We start from the raw sequence: 20326 nt of genomic DNA, 5'->3' as shown, positions 1-20326 counted from the left end.
CTGCCCAGCCCTCTGTTTTATTTCATAAATCCACGGTAATTTCGTTTCACTAATTGGCTTTCAAGCTGTTTCATTGTTTCAAGTGCAACACCTACAACAATGAGAAGACTTGTGCCGCCAATTTGTGCAGCGGAAGGTAATCCAGCGAATTGAATGAAAAAGATAGGAAGTATTGAAATCACGGCTAAGAAAATGGCGCCCACAAACGTGAGTCGGTACAAAATGCTCGTAATTCTATCTTGAGTCATTTTCCCTGGACGAACTCCCGGGATATAGCCACCCTGCTTTTGCAGATTTTCAGCCATTTGTTCAGGATTGACTTGGACAAAGGCATAAAAATATGTGAAAGCAACAATCAGTGCTACATAAATCGTCATACCGATTGGCTTAGTATAGTCAAAGTTGTTGGTTATCCAAGTTGTCACATTATTGGTTCCGAAGAACGATGCGATCGTCTGCGGAGTAATAATGAAAGAAACGGCAAAGATGACTGGAATCACCCCTGCTGGATTCACTTTCAATGGAAGGTGCGTAGCTTGACTAGCAGACATTTGTGCACGACCAGTACCTTTTGAATATTGAATTGCAATCTTTCTCACTGCCATTTGAATGTAAATAACACCGATAACAATGACAAGAATGGCAATTACAATAAGGGCAATTTTAAGGATTTGCATGAACAGCTGTCCATCTCCACCTACAAATTGTTGAGCGTACACTTGTTTTAATGTTTGAGGGATACCAGCGATGATACCGGCAAAGATAATAATCGAAATACCGTTACCAACACCGTGAGCAGTAATCTGCTCGCCCAGCCACATTAAAAATGCTGTTCCCGCAGTGAGTACGACCGCAATTAAGAGATACGTTGATACACCAGGGTTTTCAATCAGCATGCCTCCTGCCATATTGTTGAATCCATATGACATTCCTAACGCCTGGATAAATCCTAGAACAATTGTAAAATACCTTGTGAATTGTGCTAATTTTCGGCGGCCAACCTCTCCTTGCTTTGACCACTCAGTAAACTTCGGAACAACATCCATCTGCAAGAGCTGAATGATGATCGAAGCAGTGATATACGGCATAATCCCCATTGCAAGAATGGAGAATTGGAAAAGTGCCCCGCCCCCAAACGTGTTGAGGATTCCGAAAACACTCATTTGATCCTGTGCCTGGAGAACTTCGGCGTTCACATTAGGCACAGGGATGAAAGCACCTATACGAAAGACGACTAACATTAAAAGTGTGAATATAATCTTATTCCGTATATCTTTCACGCGCATAAAATTGGAGATTGTCTTAAACAAGTTAGATCACCTCGGCTGTACCGCCAGCAGCTTCAATCGCTTCTTTCGCAGAAGCAGAGAATTTATTGGCTTTTACAGTTAATTTTTTTTCTAATTTACCGTTGCCAAGAATTTTTACTCCTGCTTTTAACTTGCTTATTGCACCAGTCTCTAGAAGAAGTTCAGGAGTTACTTCCGTTCCTTCGTCAAAACTGTTTAATCTGTCTAAGTTGATTACCGCGTAATCTTTACGGTTGATGTTTGTAAAACCACGTTTTGGAAGGCGTTGGAATAAAGGCATCTGACCACCTTCGAAACCAGGGCGTACACCGCCGCCAGAACGAGCGTTTTGACCTTTATGACCTTTACCAGAAGTTTTACCGTTACCTGATCCAATACCACGACCAACACGGTTGCGTACTTTACGTGAACCTTCTGAAGGCTTCAATTCATGAAGTTTCATTTGGGCACCTCCTTATCGATTAAAAATGTTTTATTGTTCTTTAACAGAAACTAAATGAGACACCTTGTTAATCATGCCGCGGATCGCTGCATTGTCTTCATGTACGACTGTTTGGTTTGTTTTCTTAAGACCAAGAGTACGAACAGTGACACGCTGATCTTCTGGGCGACCGATTACACTGCGTTTGAGGGTAATTTCTAATTTATTTGCCATTATTGTTCCCTCCTTATCCTAACAGGTCTTCTACAGATTTTCCACGAAGCTTCGCTACATCTTCAGCACGTTTAAGCTCACTTAAACCTTGAAGTGTTGCGCGGATCATGTTGATCGGTGTATTAGAACCTAGAGATTTAGAAAGGATATCAGCTAGACCAGCAAGCTCAAGTACCGCACGCACTGGGCCTCCAGCGATAACTCCTGTACCTTCTGAAGCAGGCTTCAATAGAACGTTTCCTGCACCGAATCGACCGATGATTTCATGTGGAATTGTAGTTCCAACCATTGGTACTTCAATTAAATTCTTTTTCGCATCTTCAACAGCTTTGCGGATCGCTTCTGGTACTTCTTGTGCTTTACCAGTTCCGAAACCTACATGACCGTTTTTGTCACCGACAACAACTAAAGCTGCAAAACGGAAACGACGTCCACCTTTAACAACTTTCGCTACGCGGTTAACCGTAACTAAGCGTTCTTCTAACTCTAATTTGCTTGGGTCAATACGACTCATTCGGATGTGTCCCTCCTTCTTTTATTAAAATTTAAGTCCAGCCTCACGAGCAGCTTCAGCTAGAGCTTTTACACGTCCATGATATAGGTATCCTCCGCGGTCAAATACCACGTTAGAGATTCCTTTTTCAACAGCACGTTTTGCAACAAGTTCGCCAACTTTCGTAGCAGCTGCAGTGTCAGAACTATTCTCGATCTTTAACTCTTTATCAAGAGTAGAAGCACTTACAAGTGTTACACCGTTAACATCATCAATTACTTGAGCGTAGATATTCTTGTTAGAACGGAAAACGTTAAGGCGAGGTCTTTCAGCAGTACCTGAAAGTTTCGCACGAACACGAGCATGTCTTTTAAGACGAGTAGCGTTTTTGCTAGTTTTCGTAATCATCCGAGTCACTCCTTTCTTCACTTTAAGCGATCTTACTTACCAGTTTTTCCTTCTTTACGGCGAACGAATTCACCTTCGTAACGAATTCCTTTACCTTTGTAAGGCTCTGGAGCACGGACAGCGCGGATGTTAGAAGCTAGAGCTCCTACACGCTCTTTATCGATACCTTTAACGATTACTTTCGTTTGAGATGGAACTTCTACTTCAACTCCAGCCTCAGGAACGATTTCAACTGGGTGAGAGTATCCAACGTTAAGAACAAGTTTGTTTCCAGATTTAGCTGCACGGTAACCGACACCGATAAGTTCTAAACCTCTTTCGAAACCTTTAGATACACCTTCAACCATGTTAGCAATCAAGCTACGTGTTGTACCATGTAATGCACGGTGTTCTTTATTTTCAGACGGACGGCTTACAGTTAAGACGTTGTCCTCAATTTTAATTTCCATATCAGGGTGAAATGCACGAGTTAGTTCACCTTTTGGTCCCTTTACTGTCACTGTGTTATCGTTGTTTGTCACAGTTACTCCTGAAGGGATCTCGATTAGTTTTTTACCTATACGAGACATACCAAGCACCTCCATTCATCTTAAACTTTTTTTACCATACGTAAGCAAGTACTTCTCCACCAGCTTGTTTAGCACGGGCTTCTTTGTCCGATAAAACACCTTGTGATGTTGAAATAATTGCGATTCCAAGTCCGTTAAGTACACGTGGTACTTCATTTGATTTCGCATATACGCGTAAACCAGGTTTACTGATTCTTTTAAGACCAGTGATAACACGTTCGTTGTTTTGGCCGTATTTAAGGAACAAACGGATAATTCCTTGTTTGCTGTCTTCGACGTACTCAACGTCACGGATAAAACCTTCACGCTTTAAGATTTCAGCAATTTCTCTTTTGATTTTTGAAGCCGGTACTTCTAGCTTCTCATGACGTACCATGTTCGCATTGCGAATACGAGTCAGCAAATCTGCAATCGGATCTGTCATAACCATTATTTAATAACCTCCTTCCCATTTATGGGGATTACCAGCTGGCTTTTTTAACGCCAGGAATTTGTCCTTTATATGCAAGTTCGCGGAAACAAATACGGCAAAGTTTAAACTTACGAATAACTGAATGTGGACGTCCACAACGTTCGCAGCGCGTATACTCTTGAACTTTAAACTTTTGTTTGCGTTGTTGTTTCGCAATCATAGACTTTTTAGCCACGATTTCGCCTCCCTTTCATTGATTATTTCTGGAACGGCATACCTACTTGAGTTAATAACTCACGTGCTTCTTCGTCCGTATTGGCAGTAGTAACGATAACGATATCCATACCGCGGACCTTTGTTACTTTATCGTAATCAATTTCTGGGAAGATTAACTGTTCTTTAATACCAAGCGTGTAGTTTCCACGACCGTCGAAAGATTTCTTAGAAATCCCGCGGAAGTCACGTACACGTGGTAAAGACACAGAAATAAGTTTATCAAGGAAATCATACATGCGCTCTCCGCGAAGTGTTACTTTCGCACCGATTGGCATTCCTTCACGTAGACGGAATCCAGCAATAGACTTCTTCGCACGAGTAACGACAGGTTTTTGACCAGCGATAAACGTTAATTCTTCAACAGCAGTATCGATTGCTTTAGCGTTTTGAACGGCGTCACCAACACCCATGTTGATCACGATTTTTTCGATTTTTGGCACTTGCATTACTGAAGTGTATTCAAACTTAGAAACTAATGCAGGTGTAATTTCTTTTACATACTTTTCTTTAAGGCGGTTCATGAGAAAGACCTCCCTTCCTTATTTACTATTTATCTAGAACTTGCCCAGATTTTTTCGCTACACGGACTTTCTTTCCGTCCTCAACTTTATACCCAACACGTGTCACTTCACCCGTTTTAGGATCAAGCGGCATTACGTTTGATACGTGGATCGGCGCTTCTTGTTCAGAAATCCCGCCTTGAGGGTTAGCTTGGGTTGGTTTAGAGTGTTTTTTCACAAGGTTAATACCTTCTACTAAAACACGTTCCTTTTTAGGGAAAGCAGCAAGGATGACACCTTGTTTACCTTTATCTTTACCAGAGATAACCACTACTTTATCGCCCTTTTTAACATGCATTTAATCGCACCTCCTTGAGTCGCGGATTGTATTCATTAAAGTACTTCTGGTGCTAGAGAAACAATTTTCATATAGTTGTTTTCACGAAGTTCACGTGCTACTGGTCCGAAGATACGAGTTCCACGTGGGCTCTTGTCGTCACGGATGATGACACAAGCATTTTCGTCGAAACTGATGTAAGATCCATCGTTTCTGCGAGCTCCGCTCTTAGTACGAACGATAACTGCTTTCACAACTTCACCTTTTTTGACAACGCCTCCAGGTGTTGCTTGTTTAACCGTACAAACAATGACATCACCGATGTTAGCCGTTTTACGTCCAGAGCCACCAAGAACTTTAATCGTTAGTACTTCGCGTGCGCCAGAGTTGTCAGCTACTTTTAAACGAGTCTCCTGTTGAATCATTAATGTTACCTCCTTTCGGAAAAAGAAATCCGAACTTTATTAGATAATAACGGCTTCTTCGACAACTTCAACTAGACGAAAGCGTTTAGTCGCAGATAAAGGACGAGTTTCCATGACCTTTACAATGTCTCCGATTTTTGCTTGGTTGTTTTCATCATGTGCTTTGAACTTTTTAGAGTATCTTACACGTTTGCCATAAAGTGAATGCTTTTTGTATGTTTCAACTACAACAGTGATGGTTTTATCCATTTTGTCAGAAACAACACGACCTTGATACACTTTACGTTGGTTACGTTCGCTCATGTTTGCGGGGCCTCCCCTCTAATTATTATTTATTAGCAGCGATTTCTCTTTGACGAATCACAGTTTTCATGCGTGCGATTGATTTACGCACTTCACGAATGCGAGCAGTATTTTCAAGCTGCCCAGTCGCTAATTGGAAACGAAGATTGAAAAGTTCTTCTTTAAGAGACTTTACTTTTTGTTCAATTTCAGCAGTGGTAAGGTCACGAATTTCATTAGCTTTCATTTGATTCACCACCAATTTCTTCACGTTTTACGAACTTCGTTTTAATTGGCAATTTGTGAGATGCAAGACGAAGAGCTTCACGAGCCACTTCTTCAGACACACCAGAAATTTCAAATAAAACTTTGCCCGGTTTTACTACAGCTACCCATCCTTCTGGAGCACCTTTACCGGAACCCATGCGGACCTCTAGAGGTTTAGCTGTGTATGGCTTAGAAGGGAAAATTTTAATCCAAACTTTACCGCCACGTTTCATGTAACGAGTCATAGCAATACGAGCAGCTTCGATTTGACGGTTTGTGATCCAAGAAGCTTCAAGAGCTTGGATACCGTACTCACCGAAATGTACTTCAGTACCGCCTTTTGCACGACCACGCATTTTTCCACGATGTTCTCTGCGATACTTCACGCGTTTTGGCAATAACATATTATTTTCCTCCTTCCGCAGTATTCTTCTTAGTTGGAAGGACTTCTCCACGATAGATCCATACTTTTACGCCAAGCTTACCATAAGTAGTATCAGCTTCAGCAGTAGCATAGTCGATGTCAGCACGAAGTGTGTGCAATGGAACAGTACCTTCACTGTAATATTCAGAACGAGCAATATCTGCACCGCCAAGACGACCAGAAACCATTGTTTTGATTCCTTGTGCTCCAGCACGCATTGTGCGTTGGATTGTTTGTTTTTGTGCACGACGGAATGAAATACGGTTTTCAAGTTGACGAGCGATGTTTTCAGCAACTAGCTGAGCATCAAGATCTGCTCTCTTGATTTCAAGAATGTTGATGTGTACACGTTTGCCAGTTAGGCTGTTAAGAGCTTTACGAAGTGCTTCAACTTCAGATCCGCCTTTACCAATTACCATACCTGGTTTAGCCGTGTGGATTGTGATATTTACGCGGTTTGCAGCACGTTCGATTTCTACTTTAGAAACAGACGCGTCAGACAAACGCTTGCTGATGAATTCACGGATTTTCAAGTCTTCATGTAAGAAGTCAGCGTAATCTTTTCCTGCGAACCATTTAGATTCCCAATCACGAATGACGCCAATACGAAGACCTACTGGATTTACCTTTTGACCCACGGATTATCCCTCCTTCTTTTCTGATACAACGATTGTAATGTGGCTAGTACGTTTGTTAATTGCGCTCGCACGACCCATAGCACGTGGACGGAATCTCTTAAGTGTTGGACCTTCGTCAACGAATGCTTGAGTAATCACTAGGCTGTTAGCGTCCAACTCGTAGTTGTGCTCAGCGTTTGCGATAGCAGATTTTAATACTTTTTCAATAATTGGTGAAGCAGCCTTAGGTGTAAGGTTTAAGATAGAAACTGCTTCTCCTACTTGCTTACCTCGGATCAGGTCCATTACTAGACGTGCTTTACGAGGAGCAATACGGACTGTTCTTGCGACAGCTTTAGCTTGCATTTAAAAGCCTCCTCTCATTAGCGTCTTGTTTTTTTATCGTCACTAGCATGACCTTTGTAAGTACGGCTTGGTGCGAATTCGCCCAATTTGTGACCTACCATATCTTCAGAAATGAAAACAGGTACATGTTTGCGTCCGTCATAGACAGCGATTGTGTGACCGATGAATTGTGGGAAAATTGTAGAACGACGAGACCAAGTTTTTACGACTTGCTTTTTGTCAGTTTCATTCAATTTCTCGACTTTAGCCATCAAATGATCATCAACAAATGGTCCTTTTTTTAAGCTGCGAGCCATTGTGGAACCTCCCTTCGTGATTGAACTACGGTCCTAAATGAACCGTAGACAACCCCGTTACTTGTTTTTACGACGACGTACAATGAATTTATCAGACTTGTTGGTTTTCTTACGAGTCTTGAATCCAAGAGTCGGTTTACCCCATGGAGACATTGGTGATTTACGTCCGATTGGAGCGCGTCCTTCACCACCACCGTGTGGGTGATCGTTAGGGTTCATTACAGAACCACGAACTGTTGGGCGTACGCCTTTCCAGCGAGAACGTCCAGCTTTACCGATGTTAATTAATTCGTGTTGCTCGTTTCCAACTTGACCGATAGTCGCACGGCAAGCAGAAAGAATCATGCGAACTTCTCCTGAGTTCAAACGTACAAGAACGTATTTACCTTCTTTACCTAGAACTTGAGCAGAAGTACCAGCAGAACGAACTAATTGTCCACCTTTACCTGGTTTTAATTCAATGTTATGCACAACTGTACCAACTGGGATGTTGATAAGTGGAAGAGCATTACCTGGTTTGATGTCAGCTTCTGGTCCAGAAGTAACTTCAGTACCAACTTGGATTCCTTTCGGAGCAAGAATGTAACGTTTCTCACCATCTGCATAGTTTACAAGAGCGATGTTCGCTGAACGGTTTGGATCATACTCGATTGTAGCAACGCGTCCAGGTATACCGTCTTTATCACGCTTAAAGTCGATGATACGGTATTGACGTTTGTGACCGCCACCTTGATGACGAACAGTCAATCTACCTTGGTTGTTACGTCCGCCTTTTTTGTGTAGCGGTGCAAGCAACGATTTTTCTGGTTTGTCAGTCGTGATTTCAGCAAAATCTGAAGTAGTCATGCCACGACGACCATTACTGGTTGGTTTATACTTTTTAATCGCCATTTTGAATTTCCCTCCTTCTTTTTAAGATTTACGCTTCAAAAATTTCGATTTCTTTGCTGTCAGCAGTTAATTTCACGATCGCTTTTCTGCGACGGCTAGTCATACCAGTGTAGCGTCCAACGCGTTTTGATTTTCCTTTGTAGTTTTGAACGTTGACTTTCTCAACTTTCACTCCAAAGATTTCTTCAACAGCGTCTTTCACTTCTGTTTTGTTAGCTCTGACATCAACTTCGAACGTGTACTTCTTCTCTGTCATTAGATCAGCAGAACGTTCAGTAATGATAGGGCGCTTTAGAACATCACGAGGATCTTTCATTATGCAAGTCCCTCCTCTACTTTTTCAACCGCTGCTTTAGTGATCAGAAGTTTGTCGTGGTTGACAACGTCAAGAACGTTGATACCGTTAGCTTCAACAACTGTTACTCCAGGGATGTTACGAGCAGATAAAGCAACTGTTTCGTTTGCATCCGCAGTGACGATCAACGCTTTCTTCTCAACAGATAATCCTTTAAGGATGCCTGCGAATTCTTTCGTTTTCACTGCATCAAGAGTCAGATCTTCAAGAACGATGATGTTGTTGTCGATTACTTTAGATGACAATACTGACTTGATAGCCAAGCGGCGAACTTTTTTAGGTAATTTATAAGAATAGCTGCGTGGTGTTGGACCGAATACGATACCGCCTCCGCGCCATTGTGGTGAACGGATAGAACCTTGACGAGCACGACCTGTACCCTTCTGTCTCCAAGGCTTACGACCTCCGCCACGTACTTCAGAACGAGTTTTTACTTTGTGAGTTCCTTGACGTAAGGAAGCTCTTTGCATAAGAATAGCATCGAATACTACGCTTTCGTTTGGCTCAATTCCAAACACAGAAGCGTTTAATTCGATTTCACCGTTAGTAGAACCGTTTTGGTTAAATAATGCTACTTTTGGCATGACTTGTTTCCTCCTTTCCTAAGAGAGTTATTTAGATTTAACTGCACTCTTTACAGTTACTAGAGATTTTTTAGCTCCTGGTACGTTTCCTTTGATCAATAGAAGATTGCGTTCTGCATCAACTTTAACGATCTCAAGGTTTTGGACAGTGATTTGCTCTCCGCCCATACGACCTGGAAGAAGTTTACCTTTGAATACACGGTTTGGATCAACAGGTCCCATTGAACCAGGACGACGGTGGTAACGTGAACCGTGAGTCATTGGTCCGCGTGATTGTCCGTGGCGTTTGATAGCCCCTTGGAATCCTTTACCTTTTGATGTTCCTGTTACATCTACGATATCTCCATTTGCGAAAATATCAACTTTGACTTCCTGACCAACTTCATACGCATCTAACTCCGCACCGCGTAATTCTTTTACGAAGCGCTTAGGAGCAGTTTCCGCTTTAGCAACGTGGCCTTTCTCTGGTTTGTTAGAAAGCTTTTCACGTTTGTCATCAAAACCGATTTGGATTGCTTCATAGCCATCCGTGTCAACAGTCTTCTTTTGAAGAACAACGTTAGCAGCAGCCTCAACAACAGTTACAGGGATAAGATCACCGTTTTCTGCGAATACTTGCGTCATACCAATTTTTCTACCTAAGATTCCTTTGGTCATTAGTCACACCTCCTATAATATGTGTTTTCTATTTGAATTAAAGTTTGATTTCGATATCTACACCAGATGGTAAATCTAAACGCATAAGTGCATCAACTGTTTGTGGAGTTGGATTCACGATGTCGATTAGACGTTTGTGAGTACGCATCTCGAATTGCTCACGAGAATCTTTGTACTTATGCACCGCACGAAGGATTGTGTAAACTGATTTTTCAGTTGGAAGCGGGATTGGACCAGATACACTAGCACCAGAACGCTTAGCCGTTTCAACAATCTTCTCAGCAGATTGATCAAGAATTCTATGATCATATGCTTTTAAACGAATACGAATTTTTTGTTTTGCCATTATTTTCCCTCCTTTTCGCCTACTTACGTTAGACAGTTCTCCGTGAGAAAAACCTGATCACCTCGCCATGGCAAAGCGGCCGGGTGTGTCAGCAACCTCTCACTTCATCGCAGTCAAAGACCAACATGCACTATTGTACCAAATTGGCCTGCGTGTTGCAATAATAAATCGGATAAATTTATGATTTGCACACTTTTCATATTATACAGGGATTCAGCCTATAAATCAAGCTTTCCCTGAAGATGATGTATAGCAGTCTTTCTGATGATACGTATAAATTCATCTGGCTCCTCGATATGCGGGGAATGGGCAGAGTCTTTAAAGGTAAACCATTCTTTGATGGGTGCTTTTAATTGATCAACATATGGTTTTGATACAGCAGCTGGAGTAATCATGTCGTGATCACCAATGAGAAAGTAGCACGGTATTAATATAGTAGAAACTCGGTATTGAATACTCTCATTCATTAACTGATCCCATAGCTTGTCTTGACTAAATTTCTGCCCTTTCACGAACTTCCATTTATCTTTCAGCCGATATTGCTTACTAAAAAGAAACCCTTTTAGCATTTGAAAAACCGGCTTCCATCTATGTGTGAGACCTACGCTTGCAAACTCTTTATATAGAGAGAACAAGGCATGAGCTGATGTCCGTTTCCAAGGAGGCGGCGTCAGTAATCGCAGACACCCAGTAAACAGCCGATTGCGATGGTATTTCTTCATAAGAAGCTCGTACGATACGATATCTTCCTTTAACACATCTACTACCTGACTAATCCCGTAATAAGCATGATAAAGATCTGGACGCTTATGTACTGCTTGTATGGCAATTAATGATCCCCACGAGTATCCTGCAATATACAATTTTGAGTGACCTAGATGTGATAGGAGCTTCTCAGTCAGTTCAATCGTGTCTTCTATAAATTGCTGAATGGTCATCGATGCATGGGGAAGATTCTCTTGATAGGATAGTCCTGCGCCACGCTGATCCCAATGGACAACTGTAAAGTCCTGATCAAGTTCCTCGTGAAAGGAATCAATATAACTGATTTGAGCTGAGCCGGGCCCGCCGTGTAAAAATAAGAGTACAGGCTTTGTTTCACTCGTCTCATCTTCTTTCATCATAATCCATTGGTCAATCCCGCCGATCAACCATTTTTTCAAATATGTCTTTGCCATTCCAGCGATCCTCTCGGTTCCATTTAGATTCTATAGCTTATAGTAGCCGTTCTGATCTGGAAAAGCAAAAAAAGAGACCCTTTTGCAAGGAGTCTCTTTTGTATGTTTAATTACTTAATGATAGTAGAAACGACGCCAGAACCTACAGTACGTCCACCCTCACGGATAGAGAAACGAGTTCCTTCTTCGATAGCGATAGTAGAGATAAGTTCAACTTCCATCTCAGTGTTATCGCCAGGCATTACCATTTCAGTACCTTCTGGAAGATGTACGATACCAGTTACGTCAGTTGTACGGAAGTAGAACTGCGGACGGTAGTTAGCGAAGAATGGAGTATGACGTCCACCCTCTTCTTTAGAAAGTACATAAACTTCAGCTTTGAAACGGCTGTGTGGAGTGATTGTACCTGGTTTAGCAAGTACTTGACCACGTTGGATATCTTCACGAGATACACCACGAAGTAGTGCACCGATGTTGTCACCAGCTTCAGCATAGTCAAGAAGTTTACGGAACATTTCAACACCTGTAACAGTTGTTTTACCGTTTTCTTCTTGAAGACCGATGATTTCAACTTCGTCACCGACTTTAACTTGTCCACGCTCAACACGACCAGTAGCAACTGTTCCACGACCAGTGATTGAGAATACGTCCTCAACTGGCATCATGAATGGCTTCTCAGTGTCACGCTCTGGAGTTGGGATGTACTCATCAACCGCATCCATAAGTTCAAAGATTTTTGCTTCGTAATCAGCATCTCCTTCAAGAGCTTTAAGAGCAGAACCTTTGATAACTGGTACATCGTCACCAGGGAAGTCATAGTCAGAAAGAAGGTCACGAACTTCCATTTCAACAAGTTCAAGTAACTCTTCATCGTCAACCATGTCACATTTGTTAAGGAATACTACGATGTAAGGTACACCTACGTTACGAGAAAGTAGGATGTGCTCACGTGTTTGTGGCATTGGACCGTCAGCAGCAGATACTACTAAGATCGCGCCGTCCATTTGAGCAGCACCAGTGATCATGTTTTTAACATAGTCAGCGTGTCCTGGGCAGTCTACGTGTGCATAGTGACGAGTTTCAGTTTCATACTCAACGTGTGCAGTTGAGATTGTGATTCCACGCTCGCGCTCTTCTGGAGCACCATCGATTTGGTCATAAGCCATAGCTGTACCTTTACCAGATTTCTTATGAAGAACTGTTGAGATAGCAGCAGTTAGAGTTGTTTTACCATGGTCAACGTGTCCAATTGTACCAATGTTAGCATGCGATTTGGAACGGTCGAATTTTTCTTTAGCCATTCTAAAAATCCTCCTTAAAGGTTCATTGTATTTGGTATAGAGTGATAGAAAGTGAAGAGTTACCTCTCACTTTCTGATCTTCAATAGTAGTTATACTTTAGTTTAAAGGCAAAATCAATTATTCACCTTTATTTTTTTTGATGATTTCTTCACTGATGCTCTTAGGCACTTCTTCGTAGTGATCCATGTGCATAGTGAAAGTACCGCGTCCTTGTGTGTTAGAACGGAGTGCAGTTGCATATCCGAACATTTCAGAAAGTGGAACCATAGCGCGAACAACTTGAGCGTTACCGCGAGCTTCCATACCTTCTACACGTCCACGACGAGATGTGATATCACCCATGATGTCTCCCATGTATTCTTCAGGGATAACAACTTCCACTTTCATCATTGGCTCAAGTAGAACTGGGTTACATTTGCTGACAGCATTTTTCAATGCCATAGATGCAGCAATTTTGAACGCCATTTCGTTCGAGTCAACATCGTGGTAAGATCCATCAAATAATTTTGCTTTGATGTCGATTAATGGGAATCCAGCTAATACACCATTTTCAAGTGAGTCTTCAAGACCTGCTTGAATTGCTGGGATGTATTCACGTGGAACAACCCCACCGACGATTGCATTTTCAAATTCAAAGCCTGCGCCTTCTTCGTTTGGTTCGAATTCGATCCAAACGTGTCCGAACTGACCGCGTCCACCAGACTGACGTACGAATTTACCTTCAACTTTTGCACCAGAACGGAATGTTTCACGGTACGCAACTTGAGGAGCACCTACGTTAGCTTCTACCTTGAACTCACGCTTCATACGGTCAACAATGATATCAAGGTGAAGCTCACCCATACCAGAGATGATCGTTTGACCAGTTTCAGGGTTTGTTTGTGTACGGAATGTTGGATCCTCTTCAGCTAGTTTAGCTAAAGCGATACCCATTTTATCTTGGTCAGCCTTTGATTTAGGCTCGATAGCTACATCGATAACTGGCTCTGGGAATTCCATAGACTCAAGGATAACAAGATCTTTCTCGTCACAAAGAGTGTCACCAGTAGATGTATCTTTAAGACCTACAGCTGCTGCGATATCCCCTGCGTATACAGTAGAGATTTCTTCACGGCTGTTTGCGTGCATTTGAAGGATACGTCCAACACGTTCACGCTTGTTCTTAGAAGAGTTCTTCACGTATGAACCAGAATCAAGTGTTCCAGAGTATACGCGGAAGAAAGTTAGTTTCCCAACATAAGGGTCAGTCATAACTTTAAATGCAAGAGCTGCGAATGGTGCGTCATCAGTAGACTCACGAACAACCTCTTCATTTGAATCTGGCAAGATACCTTTGATTGCAGCAACATCAGTTGGTGCAGGAAGGTAGTCAAGCACAGCGTCAAGTACAAGCTGAACACCTTTGTTTTTGAAAGCAGATCCAACAAGAACTGGGTAGAATTCAACATTCAACGTTCCTTTACGGATTGCAGCTTTCAATTCAGGAATTGTAATTTCTTCACCCTCAAGGTATTTTTCCATAAGCTCTTCATCAAGCTCAGCGACAGCTTCAATTAGGCTGCTGCGAAGCTCTTCAGCTTTGTCTTTATACTCAGCAGGGATTTCTTTAGCATCAGAGCGAGTTCCAAGGTCATCTTCGTAGAAGTATGCTACGTTTTCTACAAGGTCGATGATTCCTTCGAATTGATCTTCAGCGCCGATCGGCAATTGAATTGCATGAGCGTTCGCTTGAAGACGATCTCTTAATGTGCTTACAGAGTATAGGAAGTCCGCACCGGTTTTATCCATTTTGTTAACGAATACGATACGAGGTACTCCGTAAGTTGTTGCTTGGCGCCAAACTGTTTCAGTTTGTGGCTCTACACCTGATTGTGCATCAAGGACAGCAACCGCACCATCAAGTACACGTAAAGAACGTTCAACTTCAACAGTGAAGTCTACGTGTCCTGGTGTATCGATGATGTTTACACGGTAACCTTTCCATTGTGCTGTAGTAGCAGCAGAAGTGATTGTAATACCACGTTCTTGCTCCTGCTCCATCCAGTCCATTTGTGAAGCTCCTTCGTGAGTTTCACCAATTTTATGGATACGACCAGTGTAGTACAAGATACGCTCAGTCGTTGTCGTTTTACCGGCATCGATGTGAGCCATGATACCAATATTACGAGTTTTGTCTAAGGAGAACTCTCTTGCCATTGGGTAATTTCTCCTTCCTCATTAGGGAATAGTTTTTTTAGTTTGGTATAAATCCTACCAGCGGTAGTGAGCGAATGCTTTGTTCGCTTCTGCCATTTTGTGTGTGTCTTCACGTTTCTTAACAGCAGCACCAGTGTTATTAGCTGCGTCAAGGATTTCGTTAGCAAGACGCTCTTCCATCGTTTTTTCTCCACGAAGACGAGCATAGTTTACTAACCAGCGAAGACCTAAAGTAGTACGACGGTCTGGGCGAACTTCTACAGGAACTTGGTAGTTAGCTCCACCTACACGACGTGCTTTAACTTCAAGAACCGGCATGATGTTTTTCAAGGCTTGTTCGAAAACCTCCATCGCTTCATTACCAGTACGTTCTTTGATGATATCAAATGACTTGTAGAGGATTGTTTGTGACTTTCCTCTTTTACCGTCGATCATCATTTTGTTGATCAAACGAGATACAAGTTTAGAATTGTAAATTGGATCTGGCAATACGTCTCTTTTTGCTACAGGACCTTTACGTGGCATCTGAATAGCCTCCCTTCTCTTTTAAAAGGATTTCTATCTGTCTCTCATCTCAATATCATTGTCAGTTACCTGACTCCACTGATCTGATATCAACTTCTAAAAACCCTTATGTTTGTTTGTATTATTTGCTTTGTTTAGGGCGTTTTGTTCCGTATTTAGAACGTCCTTGCATACGACCGTCAACTCCGGCAGTATCAAGCGCACCACGAACGATGTGGTAACGTACACCCGGTAAGTCTTTTACACGTCCGCCACGGATAAGTACTACACTGTGCTCTTGTAGGTTATGTCCGATACCAGGAATGTAAGCTGTTACCTCAATCAGGTTAGACAAACGTACACGAGCATATTTACGTAGTGCTGAGTTTGGTTTTTTCGGTGTCATTGTACCGACACGAGTACAAACCCCGCGCTTCTGTGGAGATGTTACGTTAGTGTGCTCTTTTTTGAAACTGTTGTATCCTTTGTTAAGTGCAGGAGACTTTGAGTTTTCAACTTTACTCACGCGTCCTTTGCGTATTAGCTGATTAATTGTAGGCATGTTGTTATTCCTCCCTTCATTACTTTTTTTATAACCCACATACCCAGGTGGTTCATCAAAAGGCAAAAAACAATGCTTTTGCATTTTAAGCATGCAAAAACAAAACAAGTACGCTATAACATAATGGCAACAGCTGCTGCCCCAACTTCAATTCCGCAGGCCTTGCCGAGCTTTTTCATGGAATCTACCACTAAAATGTCTACACCCTTCTCTTGCGCTAGTTTCAATACACTAGCAGTTAAAGCAGGATCAGCATCTTTCGCTACGACGACTTCCTTTACTGAATCTCGTTTCAGAGCTTTTACTGTTTGCTTCGTACCAATAATAATGGATTGAGCCTGTGATACTTTATCATAAGACATCGAATATCCTCCAAAGTAACAGGTTTTATTTTGAGCACCTTGGTTATATTATCATCATGGCAGAAGGATGTCAATATGATATGACAGATTATCTTGACATCCTTCACCATTTTTTGATGATTTTATAGGAATCTCACGAGAAAGATTACTCTACAGGAACCATGTCGTCAGACGGCTGCACTTGCGAAACCGGCTTAACTTTACGGTAGTTCGGCATTCCCGTTCCAGCAGGAACAAGTTTACCAATGATAACATTCTCTTTCAAGCCAAGCAGTTCATCACGTTTTCCTTTGATCGCTGCATCTGTTAGGACACGAGTCGTTTCTTGGAAGGATGCCGCAGACAAGAATGAGTCTGTTTCAAGCGAAGCTTTTGTAATACCAAGAAGAACTGGACGGCCTGTTGCAGGACGTTTGCCTTCGAATAGTACTTTTTTGTTTGCTTCAGTGAATTGATGTACATCAAGAAGTGTGCCTGGTAATACGTCTGTATCCCCTGCATCAGCGACACGCACTTTACGAAGCATTTGGCGAACCATTACCTCTACGTGCTTATCTCCGATTTCTACCCCTTGCATACGGTATACTTTTTGTACTTCATGAAGCAGATATTCTTGAACAGCTGTCATGTCAGTCACTTTAAGAAGTTCTTTCGGATCGATTGAACCTTCTGTAAGCACTTGACCACGAGTGACTTTGTCACCTTCAACAACTTTTAGACGTGCATTGTAAGGAGCTGTGTAAGAGCGAGTTTCAACTTCGCCTTGAACCACAATTTCCTGCTGCTTGTCACGAACATCGTTAATTTCAGCAACGACACCGTCAATTTCAGAAATTGTCGCTTGCCCTTTCGGATTACGCGCTTCAAACAGCTCTTGGATACGAGGTAGACCTTGAGTGATATCGTCTCCTGCTACCCCACCGGTGTGGAACGTACGCATTGTAAGCTGAGTTCCTGGCTCACCGATTGATTGTGCAGCGATGATTCCAACTGCTTCACCGACTTCAACGTCAGTACCAGTTGCAAGGTTACGGCCGTAGCATCGTTTACATACACCATGAGGCGTGTTACATGTAAATGCAGAACGGATCCATACTTCCTCAATTCCTGCTTCAACTACTTCAAGTGCCTTATCTTCATCAATTAGTTCGTTTTCGGCTACAATGACTTCGCCTGTTTCAGGATGAACAATTGGTTTTCTTGCAAAACGTCCGATTAGACGTTCTTCAAGTTTCTCAATAATTTCATTTCCTTCTTTAATGGACTTCGCCAAGATTCCACGGTCTGTACCGCAATCTGTTTCACGGATGATGACATCCTGTGCAACGTCAACGAGACGACGCGTGAGGTAACCTGAGTCAGCTGTTTTAAGGGCTGTATCGGCAAGACCTTTACGCGCACCGTGAGTGGAAATAAAGTATTCCAATACGGTTAAACCTTCACGGAAACTAGATTTAATCGGAAGTTCAATGATACGTCCAGCCGGGTTGGCCATTAGACCACGCATACCAGCCAGCTGAGTGAAGTTAGATGCGTTACCACGCGCTCCAGAGTCACTCATCATGTAGATTGGGTTGACTTCATCAAGGGACTTCATCAGTTTACCTTGGATGACATCTTTAGAAGAACTCCAGATTGAAATAACTCTCTCATAACGCTCTTCTTCAGTAATCAAACCACGTCTGAATTGTTTCATGACGTTATCTACTTTTGCTTGTGCTTCTTCAAGAATTTGCTGCTTATCATCTAATACGACGATATCAGACACACCAACCGTAATACCGGCTTTAGTAGAGTATCTGAAACCAAGATTTTTCATGCGGTCAAGCATTTTAGATGTCTCAGTGATATGGAATCTCTTAAAGATTTCTGCAATGATTTTACCTAAAATACCTTTTTTGAACGGCGCATTGATTTCTTGTTTCTCGATCGCAGCTTTTACATCCTCACCTTTTTCAAGGAAGAAACGATCAGGCGTTTTTTCTTCAATATTGCTCTTTGTCGGCTCATTCATGTATGGGAATGATTCCGGTAAGATTTCGTTAAAGATCAGTTTTCCAACTGTTGTAATCAACAATTTAGAACGCTGTTCATCAGTGAATGTCACATTCTTCAACGAGCTAGCTGCAACAGCTACACGTGTATGAAGATGCACATAACCATTTTGATAAGCAAGAAGGGCTTCGTCAGTATCTTTGAAGACCATACCTTCTCCGATAGCACCTTTGCGCTCAAGTGTAAGGTAATAGTTACCAAGCACCATATCCTGAGATGGCGTAACAACTGGTTTTCCATCTTTCGGGTTCAAAATGTTTTGAGCAGCAAGCATTAAGATACGAGCTTCAGCTTGAGCTTCAGCAGATAATGGTACGTGAACCGCCATTTGGTCACCGTCAAAGTCAGCGTTGTAGGCTGTACATACAAGTGGATGCAGACGAATTGCGCGTCCTTCCACAAGTGTAGGTTCAAACGCTTGAATACCAAGTCTGTGAAGAGTCGGTGCGCGGTTTAGTAAGACTGGATGCTCACGAATAACTGATTCTAAAACATCCCATACTTCTGGCTGCACGCGCTCAATTTTACGCTTCGCACTCTTGATGTTGTGAGCTAATCCTTTTTCAACAAGCTCCTTCATCACGAATGGTTTGAATAATTCAAGAGCCATTTCTTTCGGAAGTCCACACTGATACATTTTCAAATGTGGTCCTACGACGATAACGGAACGTCCAGAATAGTCAACACGTTTACCAAGCAAGTTTTGACGGAAACGTCCTTGTTTCCCTTTCAGCATGTGAGAAAGAGATTTCAATGGTCTATTTCCTGGTCCTGTTACTGGTCGGCCTCTACGTCCATTATCAATCAAGGCATCGACAGCTTCTTGAAGCATACGCTTCTCGTTCTGAACGATGATGCTTGGTGCGCCAAGATCTAATAAACGCTTCAGACGATTGTTACGGTTGATGACACGACGATAAAGGTCGTTCAAGTCAGAAGTAGCAAAACGTCCACCATCAAGCTGAACCATTGGACGTAATTCTGGCGGAATCACCGGAAGTACATCAAGAATCATCCAAGATGGTTTGTTTCCTGAGTTACGGAAGGCTTCTAATACTTCAAGGCGTTTGATCGCACGTGTACGACGCTGTCCTTGAGCAGTTTTCAGTTCTTCTTTCAGTGTATCTACTTCTTTTACAAGATCGATATCTTGAAGAAGTTTGTTGATTGCTTCTGCACCCATAGCTGCTTGGAATGTATTACCGTATTTATCTAAATAAGCACGGAATTCTTTCTCAGAAAGAAGTTGTTTCTTCTCAAGCGGTGTGTTGCCCGGATCTGTCACGACGTAAGAAGCGAAGTAGATCACTTCTTCTAACGCACGTGGTGACATATCAAGAACAAGACCCATACGGCTTGGGATACCTTTGAAATACCAAATGTGGGAAACTGGGGCAGCCAGTTCGATATGCCCCATTCTCTCACGACGGACTTTTGCCCGTGTTACTTCTACACCACAACGGTCACATACAACACCCTTATACCGAACGCGTTTATACTTCCCACAATGACATTCCCAGTCTTTTTGTGGTCCGAAGATACGTTCACAAAAGAGACCATCTTTTTCAGGTTTCAGTGTACGATAGTTAATCGTTTCAGGCTTTTTCACTTCACCAAAAGACCAAGAACGGATTTTATCAGGTGATGCGAGACCGATGTTCATATACTCAAAATTGTTCACATCTAGCAAGGGGCCT

Annotated in this window: 29 protein-coding genes; all 29 read right to left on the bottom strand. The window is 42.3% G+C overall.

The genetic code is table 11. The features are described from left to right. Positions 1-17: 17 nt before the first annotated feature. The 29 genes from secY to rpoC all read right to left on the bottom strand — a co-directional run bounded on the left by secY (position 18) and on the right by rpoC (position 20319). Positions 18-1310, bottom strand: a complete 1293-nt coding sequence (gene secY / locus AMR95_RS10470) for a preprotein translocase subunit SecY (protein WP_007496334.1) — start codon at positions 1308-1310, stop codon at positions 18-20. 1 nt (position 1311) lies between these two features. Then, positions 1312-1752, bottom strand: coding sequence for a 50S ribosomal protein L15 (rplO, locus tag AMR95_RS10465; protein WP_003216888.1), 441 nt, complete (start codon positions 1750-1752; stop codon positions 1312-1314). Positions 1753-1782: 30 nt separating this feature from the next. Then, positions 1783-1965, bottom strand: coding sequence for a 50S ribosomal protein L30 (gene rpmD / locus AMR95_RS10460; protein WP_003217067.1), 183 nt, complete (start codon positions 1963-1965; stop codon positions 1783-1785). Positions 1966-1978: 13 nt separating this feature from the next. Continuing rightward, positions 1979-2479, bottom strand: coding sequence for a 30S ribosomal protein S5 (rpsE, locus tag AMR95_RS10455; RefSeq protein WP_007496332.1), 501 nt, complete (start codon positions 2477-2479; stop codon positions 1979-1981). Between the two features lie 24 nt (positions 2480-2503). Next, entirely contained in the window at positions 2504-2866 is a 363-nt protein-coding gene (rplR, locus tag AMR95_RS10450; protein WP_008356544.1) for a 50S ribosomal protein L18, read from the bottom strand. 32 nt (positions 2867-2898) lie between these two features. Further along, positions 2899-3435, bottom strand: coding sequence for a 50S ribosomal protein L6 (gene rplF / locus AMR95_RS10445; RefSeq protein WP_008345395.1), 537 nt, complete (start codon positions 3433-3435; stop codon positions 2899-2901). Positions 3436-3466: 31 nt separating this feature from the next. Continuing rightward, positions 3467-3865 carry a 30S ribosomal protein S8 gene (gene rpsH, locus AMR95_RS10440; RefSeq protein ID WP_007496327.1) on the bottom strand — a complete coding sequence of 133 codons (399 nt, stop codon included), beginning with the start codon at positions 3863-3865 and terminating at the stop codon, positions 3467-3469. A gap of 31 nt (positions 3866-3896) precedes the next feature. Further along, positions 3897-4082 (bottom strand): 30S ribosomal protein S14, encoded by a 186-nt coding sequence (gene rpsN, locus AMR95_RS10435; RefSeq protein WP_008356542.1) that lies wholly within the window; start codon positions 4080-4082, stop codon positions 3897-3899. A 22-nt stretch (positions 4083-4104) separates the two neighbouring features. Then, entirely contained in the window at positions 4105-4644 is a 540-nt protein-coding gene (rplE, locus tag AMR95_RS10430) for a 50S ribosomal protein L5 (RefSeq protein ID WP_024425600.1), read from the bottom strand. 25 nt (positions 4645-4669) lie between these two features. Then, the gene (gene rplX, locus AMR95_RS10425; RefSeq protein ID WP_008356538.1) at positions 4670-4981 is read right to left on the bottom strand and encodes a 50S ribosomal protein L24; all 312 of its coding nucleotides are present in this window, start codon (positions 4979-4981) and stop codon (positions 4670-4672) included. Between the two features lie 35 nt (positions 4982-5016). Next, entirely contained in the window at positions 5017-5385 is a 369-nt protein-coding gene (gene rplN, locus AMR95_RS10420; protein WP_003216882.1) for a 50S ribosomal protein L14, read from the bottom strand. A gap of 39 nt (positions 5386-5424) precedes the next feature. Next, entirely contained in the window at positions 5425-5688 is a 264-nt protein-coding gene (gene rpsQ / locus AMR95_RS10415) for a 30S ribosomal protein S17 (RefSeq protein ID WP_003216906.1), read from the bottom strand. 25 nt (positions 5689-5713) lie between these two features. Next, positions 5714-5914: a 50S ribosomal protein L29 gene (rpmC, locus tag AMR95_RS10410; RefSeq protein WP_003217155.1), complete on the bottom strand. Its 201-nt coding sequence runs from the start codon at positions 5912-5914 to the stop codon at positions 5714-5716. Next, the gene (rplP, locus tag AMR95_RS10405; protein ID WP_003156478.1) at positions 5904-6338 is read right to left on the bottom strand and encodes a 50S ribosomal protein L16; all 435 of its coding nucleotides are present in this window, start codon (positions 6336-6338) and stop codon (positions 5904-5906) included. The genes rpmC and rplP overlap by 11 nt, the downstream gene beginning before the upstream one ends. Before the next feature lies 1 nt (position 6339). After that, complete coding sequence (gene rpsC, locus AMR95_RS10400) at positions 6340-6996, bottom strand: 30S ribosomal protein S3 (RefSeq protein WP_003217241.1); 657 nt, start codon at positions 6994-6996, stop codon at positions 6340-6342. A 3-nt stretch (positions 6997-6999) separates the two neighbouring features. Beyond that, positions 7000-7341, bottom strand: a complete 342-nt coding sequence (gene rplV, locus AMR95_RS10395) for a 50S ribosomal protein L22 (RefSeq protein ID WP_007496316.1) — start codon at positions 7339-7341, stop codon at positions 7000-7002. A gap of 17 nt (positions 7342-7358) precedes the next feature. Further along, positions 7359-7637 carry a 30S ribosomal protein S19 gene (gene rpsS / locus AMR95_RS10390; RefSeq protein ID WP_003216920.1) on the bottom strand — a complete coding sequence of 93 codons (279 nt, stop codon included), beginning with the start codon at positions 7635-7637 and terminating at the stop codon, positions 7359-7361. Positions 7638-7694: 57 nt separating this feature from the next. Beyond that, positions 7695-8528: a 50S ribosomal protein L2 gene (gene rplB / locus AMR95_RS10385; RefSeq protein WP_024425599.1), complete on the bottom strand. Its 834-nt coding sequence runs from the start codon at positions 8526-8528 to the stop codon at positions 7695-7697. Between the two features lie 28 nt (positions 8529-8556). Beyond that, positions 8557-8844: a 50S ribosomal protein L23 gene (gene rplW, locus AMR95_RS10380; RefSeq protein WP_003217016.1), complete on the bottom strand. Its 288-nt coding sequence runs from the start codon at positions 8842-8844 to the stop codon at positions 8557-8559. Then, positions 8844-9467, bottom strand: a complete 624-nt coding sequence (gene rplD, locus AMR95_RS10375; protein ID WP_007496312.1) for a 50S ribosomal protein L4 — start codon at positions 9465-9467, stop codon at positions 8844-8846. Before rplD ends, rplW begins: the two co-directional genes overlap by 1 nt. A 27-nt stretch (positions 9468-9494) precedes the next feature. Beyond that, entirely contained in the window at positions 9495-10124 is a 630-nt protein-coding gene (rplC, locus tag AMR95_RS10370) for a 50S ribosomal protein L3 (RefSeq protein WP_024425597.1), read from the bottom strand. 37 nt (positions 10125-10161) lie between these two features. Next, positions 10162-10470, bottom strand: coding sequence for a 30S ribosomal protein S10 (rpsJ, locus tag AMR95_RS10365; RefSeq protein WP_003156464.1), 309 nt, complete (start codon positions 10468-10470; stop codon positions 10162-10164). A gap of 218 nt (positions 10471-10688) precedes the next feature. Next, positions 10689-11648 carry an alpha/beta fold hydrolase gene (locus tag AMR95_RS10360; protein ID WP_058838241.1) on the bottom strand — a complete coding sequence of 320 codons (960 nt, stop codon included), beginning with the start codon at positions 11646-11648 and terminating at the stop codon, positions 10689-10691. 110 nt (positions 11649-11758) lie between these two features. Further along, a complete protein-coding gene (gene tuf, locus AMR95_RS10355) occupies positions 11759-12949 on the bottom strand; it encodes an elongation factor Tu (protein ID WP_034283892.1) in 1191 nt (396 codons plus the stop codon). 118 nt (positions 12950-13067) lie between these two features. Next, complete coding sequence (gene fusA, locus AMR95_RS10350) at positions 13068-15146, bottom strand: elongation factor G (protein WP_039175978.1); 2079 nt, start codon at positions 15144-15146, stop codon at positions 13068-13070. A gap of 54 nt (positions 15147-15200) precedes the next feature. Next, positions 15201-15671 (bottom strand): 30S ribosomal protein S7, encoded by a 471-nt coding sequence (gene rpsG / locus AMR95_RS10345; protein ID WP_003216884.1) that lies wholly within the window; start codon positions 15669-15671, stop codon positions 15201-15203. Between the two features lie 121 nt (positions 15672-15792). Continuing rightward, positions 15793-16212, bottom strand: coding sequence for a 30S ribosomal protein S12 (gene rpsL, locus AMR95_RS10340; RefSeq protein ID WP_003216962.1), 420 nt, complete (start codon positions 16210-16212; stop codon positions 15793-15795). Positions 16213-16325: 113 nt separating this feature from the next. Beyond that, positions 16326-16574, bottom strand: coding sequence for a 50S ribosomal protein L7ae-like protein (locus AMR95_RS10335; RefSeq protein ID WP_024425593.1), 249 nt, complete (start codon positions 16572-16574; stop codon positions 16326-16328). A 145-nt stretch (positions 16575-16719) separates the two neighbouring features. Beyond that, on the bottom strand, positions 16720-20319 hold the full coding sequence (rpoC, locus tag AMR95_RS10330) for a DNA-directed RNA polymerase subunit beta' (protein ID WP_039175975.1): 3600 nt from the start codon (positions 20317-20319) through the stop codon (positions 16720-16722). Positions 20320-20326: the final 7 nt, after the last annotated feature.

The organism is Bacillus sp. G1(2015b), assembly GCF_001482475.1.
GTDB lineage: Bacteria > Bacillota > Bacilli > Bacillales > Bacillaceae > Bacillus > Bacillus safensis.
Note: the sequence above shows the minus strand (reverse complement) of the source record. Positions and strands in the feature narration are given on the sequence as shown.

What these genes read in the sequence shown, in the direction of transcription:
- rpsQ (WP_003216906.1), bottom strand. Translation starts at nt 5,688, where the DNA reads ATGAGCGAACGTAACCAACGTAAAGTGTATCAAGGTCGTGTTGTTTCT.
- rpsL (WP_003216962.1), bottom strand. Translation starts at nt 16,212, where the DNA reads ATGCCTACAATTAATCAGCTAATACGCAAAGGACGCGTGAGTAAAGTT.
- rpsS (WP_003216920.1), bottom strand. Translation starts at nt 7,637, where the DNA reads ATGGCTCGCAGCTTAAAAAAAGGACCATTTGTTGATGATCATTTGATG.
- tuf (WP_034283892.1), bottom strand. Translation starts at nt 12,949, where the DNA reads ATGGCTAAAGAAAAATTCGACCGTTCCAAATCGCATGCTAACATTGGT.
- rplC (WP_024425597.1), bottom strand. Translation starts at nt 10,124, where the DNA reads ATGACCAAAGGAATCTTAGGTAGAAAAATTGGTATGACGCAAGTATTC.
- rplV (WP_007496316.1), bottom strand. Translation starts at nt 7,341, where the DNA reads ATGCAAGCTAAAGCTGTCGCAAGAACAGTCCGTATTGCTCCTCGTAAA.
- rplO (WP_003216888.1), bottom strand. Translation starts at nt 1,752, where the DNA reads ATGAAACTTCATGAATTGAAGCCTTCAGAAGGTTCACGTAAAGTACGC.
- rplW (WP_003217016.1), bottom strand. Translation starts at nt 8,844, where the DNA reads ATGAAAGATCCTCGTGATGTTCTAAAGCGCCCTATCATTACTGAACGT.
- rplF (WP_008345395.1), bottom strand. Translation starts at nt 3,435, where the DNA reads ATGTCTCGTATAGGTAAAAAACTAATCGAGATCCCTTCAGGAGTAACT.
- rpsH (WP_007496327.1), bottom strand. Translation starts at nt 3,865, where the DNA reads ATGGTTATGACAGATCCGATTGCAGATTTGCTGACTCGTATTCGCAAT.
- rplR (WP_008356544.1), bottom strand. Translation starts at nt 2,866, where the DNA reads ATGATTACGAAAACTAGCAAAAACGCTACTCGTCTTAAAAGACATGCT.
- rplD (WP_007496312.1), bottom strand. Translation starts at nt 9,467, where the DNA reads ATGCCAAAAGTAGCATTATTTAACCAAAACGGTTCTACTAACGGTGAA.
- AMR95_RS10360 (WP_058838241.1), bottom strand. Translation starts at nt 11,648, where the DNA reads ATGGCAAAGACATATTTGAAAAAATGGTTGATCGGCGGGATTGACCAA.
- rplE (WP_024425600.1), bottom strand. Translation starts at nt 4,644, where the DNA reads ATGAACCGCCTTAAAGAAAAGTATGTAAAAGAAATTACACCTGCATTA.
- rpsG (WP_003216884.1), bottom strand. Translation starts at nt 15,671, where the DNA reads ATGCCACGTAAAGGTCCTGTAGCAAAAAGAGACGTATTGCCAGATCCA.
- rpsE (WP_007496332.1), bottom strand. Translation starts at nt 2,479, where the DNA reads ATGAGTCGTATTGACCCAAGCAAATTAGAGTTAGAAGAACGCTTAGTT.
- fusA (WP_039175978.1), bottom strand. Translation starts at nt 15,146, where the DNA reads ATGGCAAGAGAGTTCTCCTTAGACAAAACTCGTAATATTGGTATCATG.
- AMR95_RS10335 (WP_024425593.1), bottom strand. Translation starts at nt 16,574, where the DNA reads ATGTCTTATGATAAAGTATCACAGGCTCAATCCATTATTATTGGTACG.
- rpmC (WP_003217155.1), bottom strand. Translation starts at nt 5,914, where the DNA reads ATGAAAGCTAATGAAATTCGTGACCTTACCACTGCTGAAATTGAACAA.
- rplB (WP_024425599.1), bottom strand. Translation starts at nt 8,528, where the DNA reads ATGGCGATTAAAAAGTATAAACCAACCAGTAATGGTCGTCGTGGCATG.
- rpsJ (WP_003156464.1), bottom strand. Translation starts at nt 10,470, where the DNA reads ATGGCAAAACAAAAAATTCGTATTCGTTTAAAAGCATATGATCATAGA.
- rpmD (WP_003217067.1), bottom strand. Translation starts at nt 1,965, where the DNA reads ATGGCAAATAAATTAGAAATTACCCTCAAACGCAGTGTAATCGGTCGC.
- rplP (WP_003156478.1), bottom strand. Translation starts at nt 6,338, where the DNA reads ATGTTATTGCCAAAACGCGTGAAGTATCGCAGAGAACATCGTGGAAAA.
- rplN (WP_003216882.1), bottom strand. Translation starts at nt 5,385, where the DNA reads ATGATTCAACAGGAGACTCGTTTAAAAGTAGCTGACAACTCTGGCGCA.
- rplX (WP_008356538.1), bottom strand. Translation starts at nt 4,981, where the DNA reads ATGCATGTTAAAAAGGGCGATAAAGTAGTGGTTATCTCTGGTAAAGAT.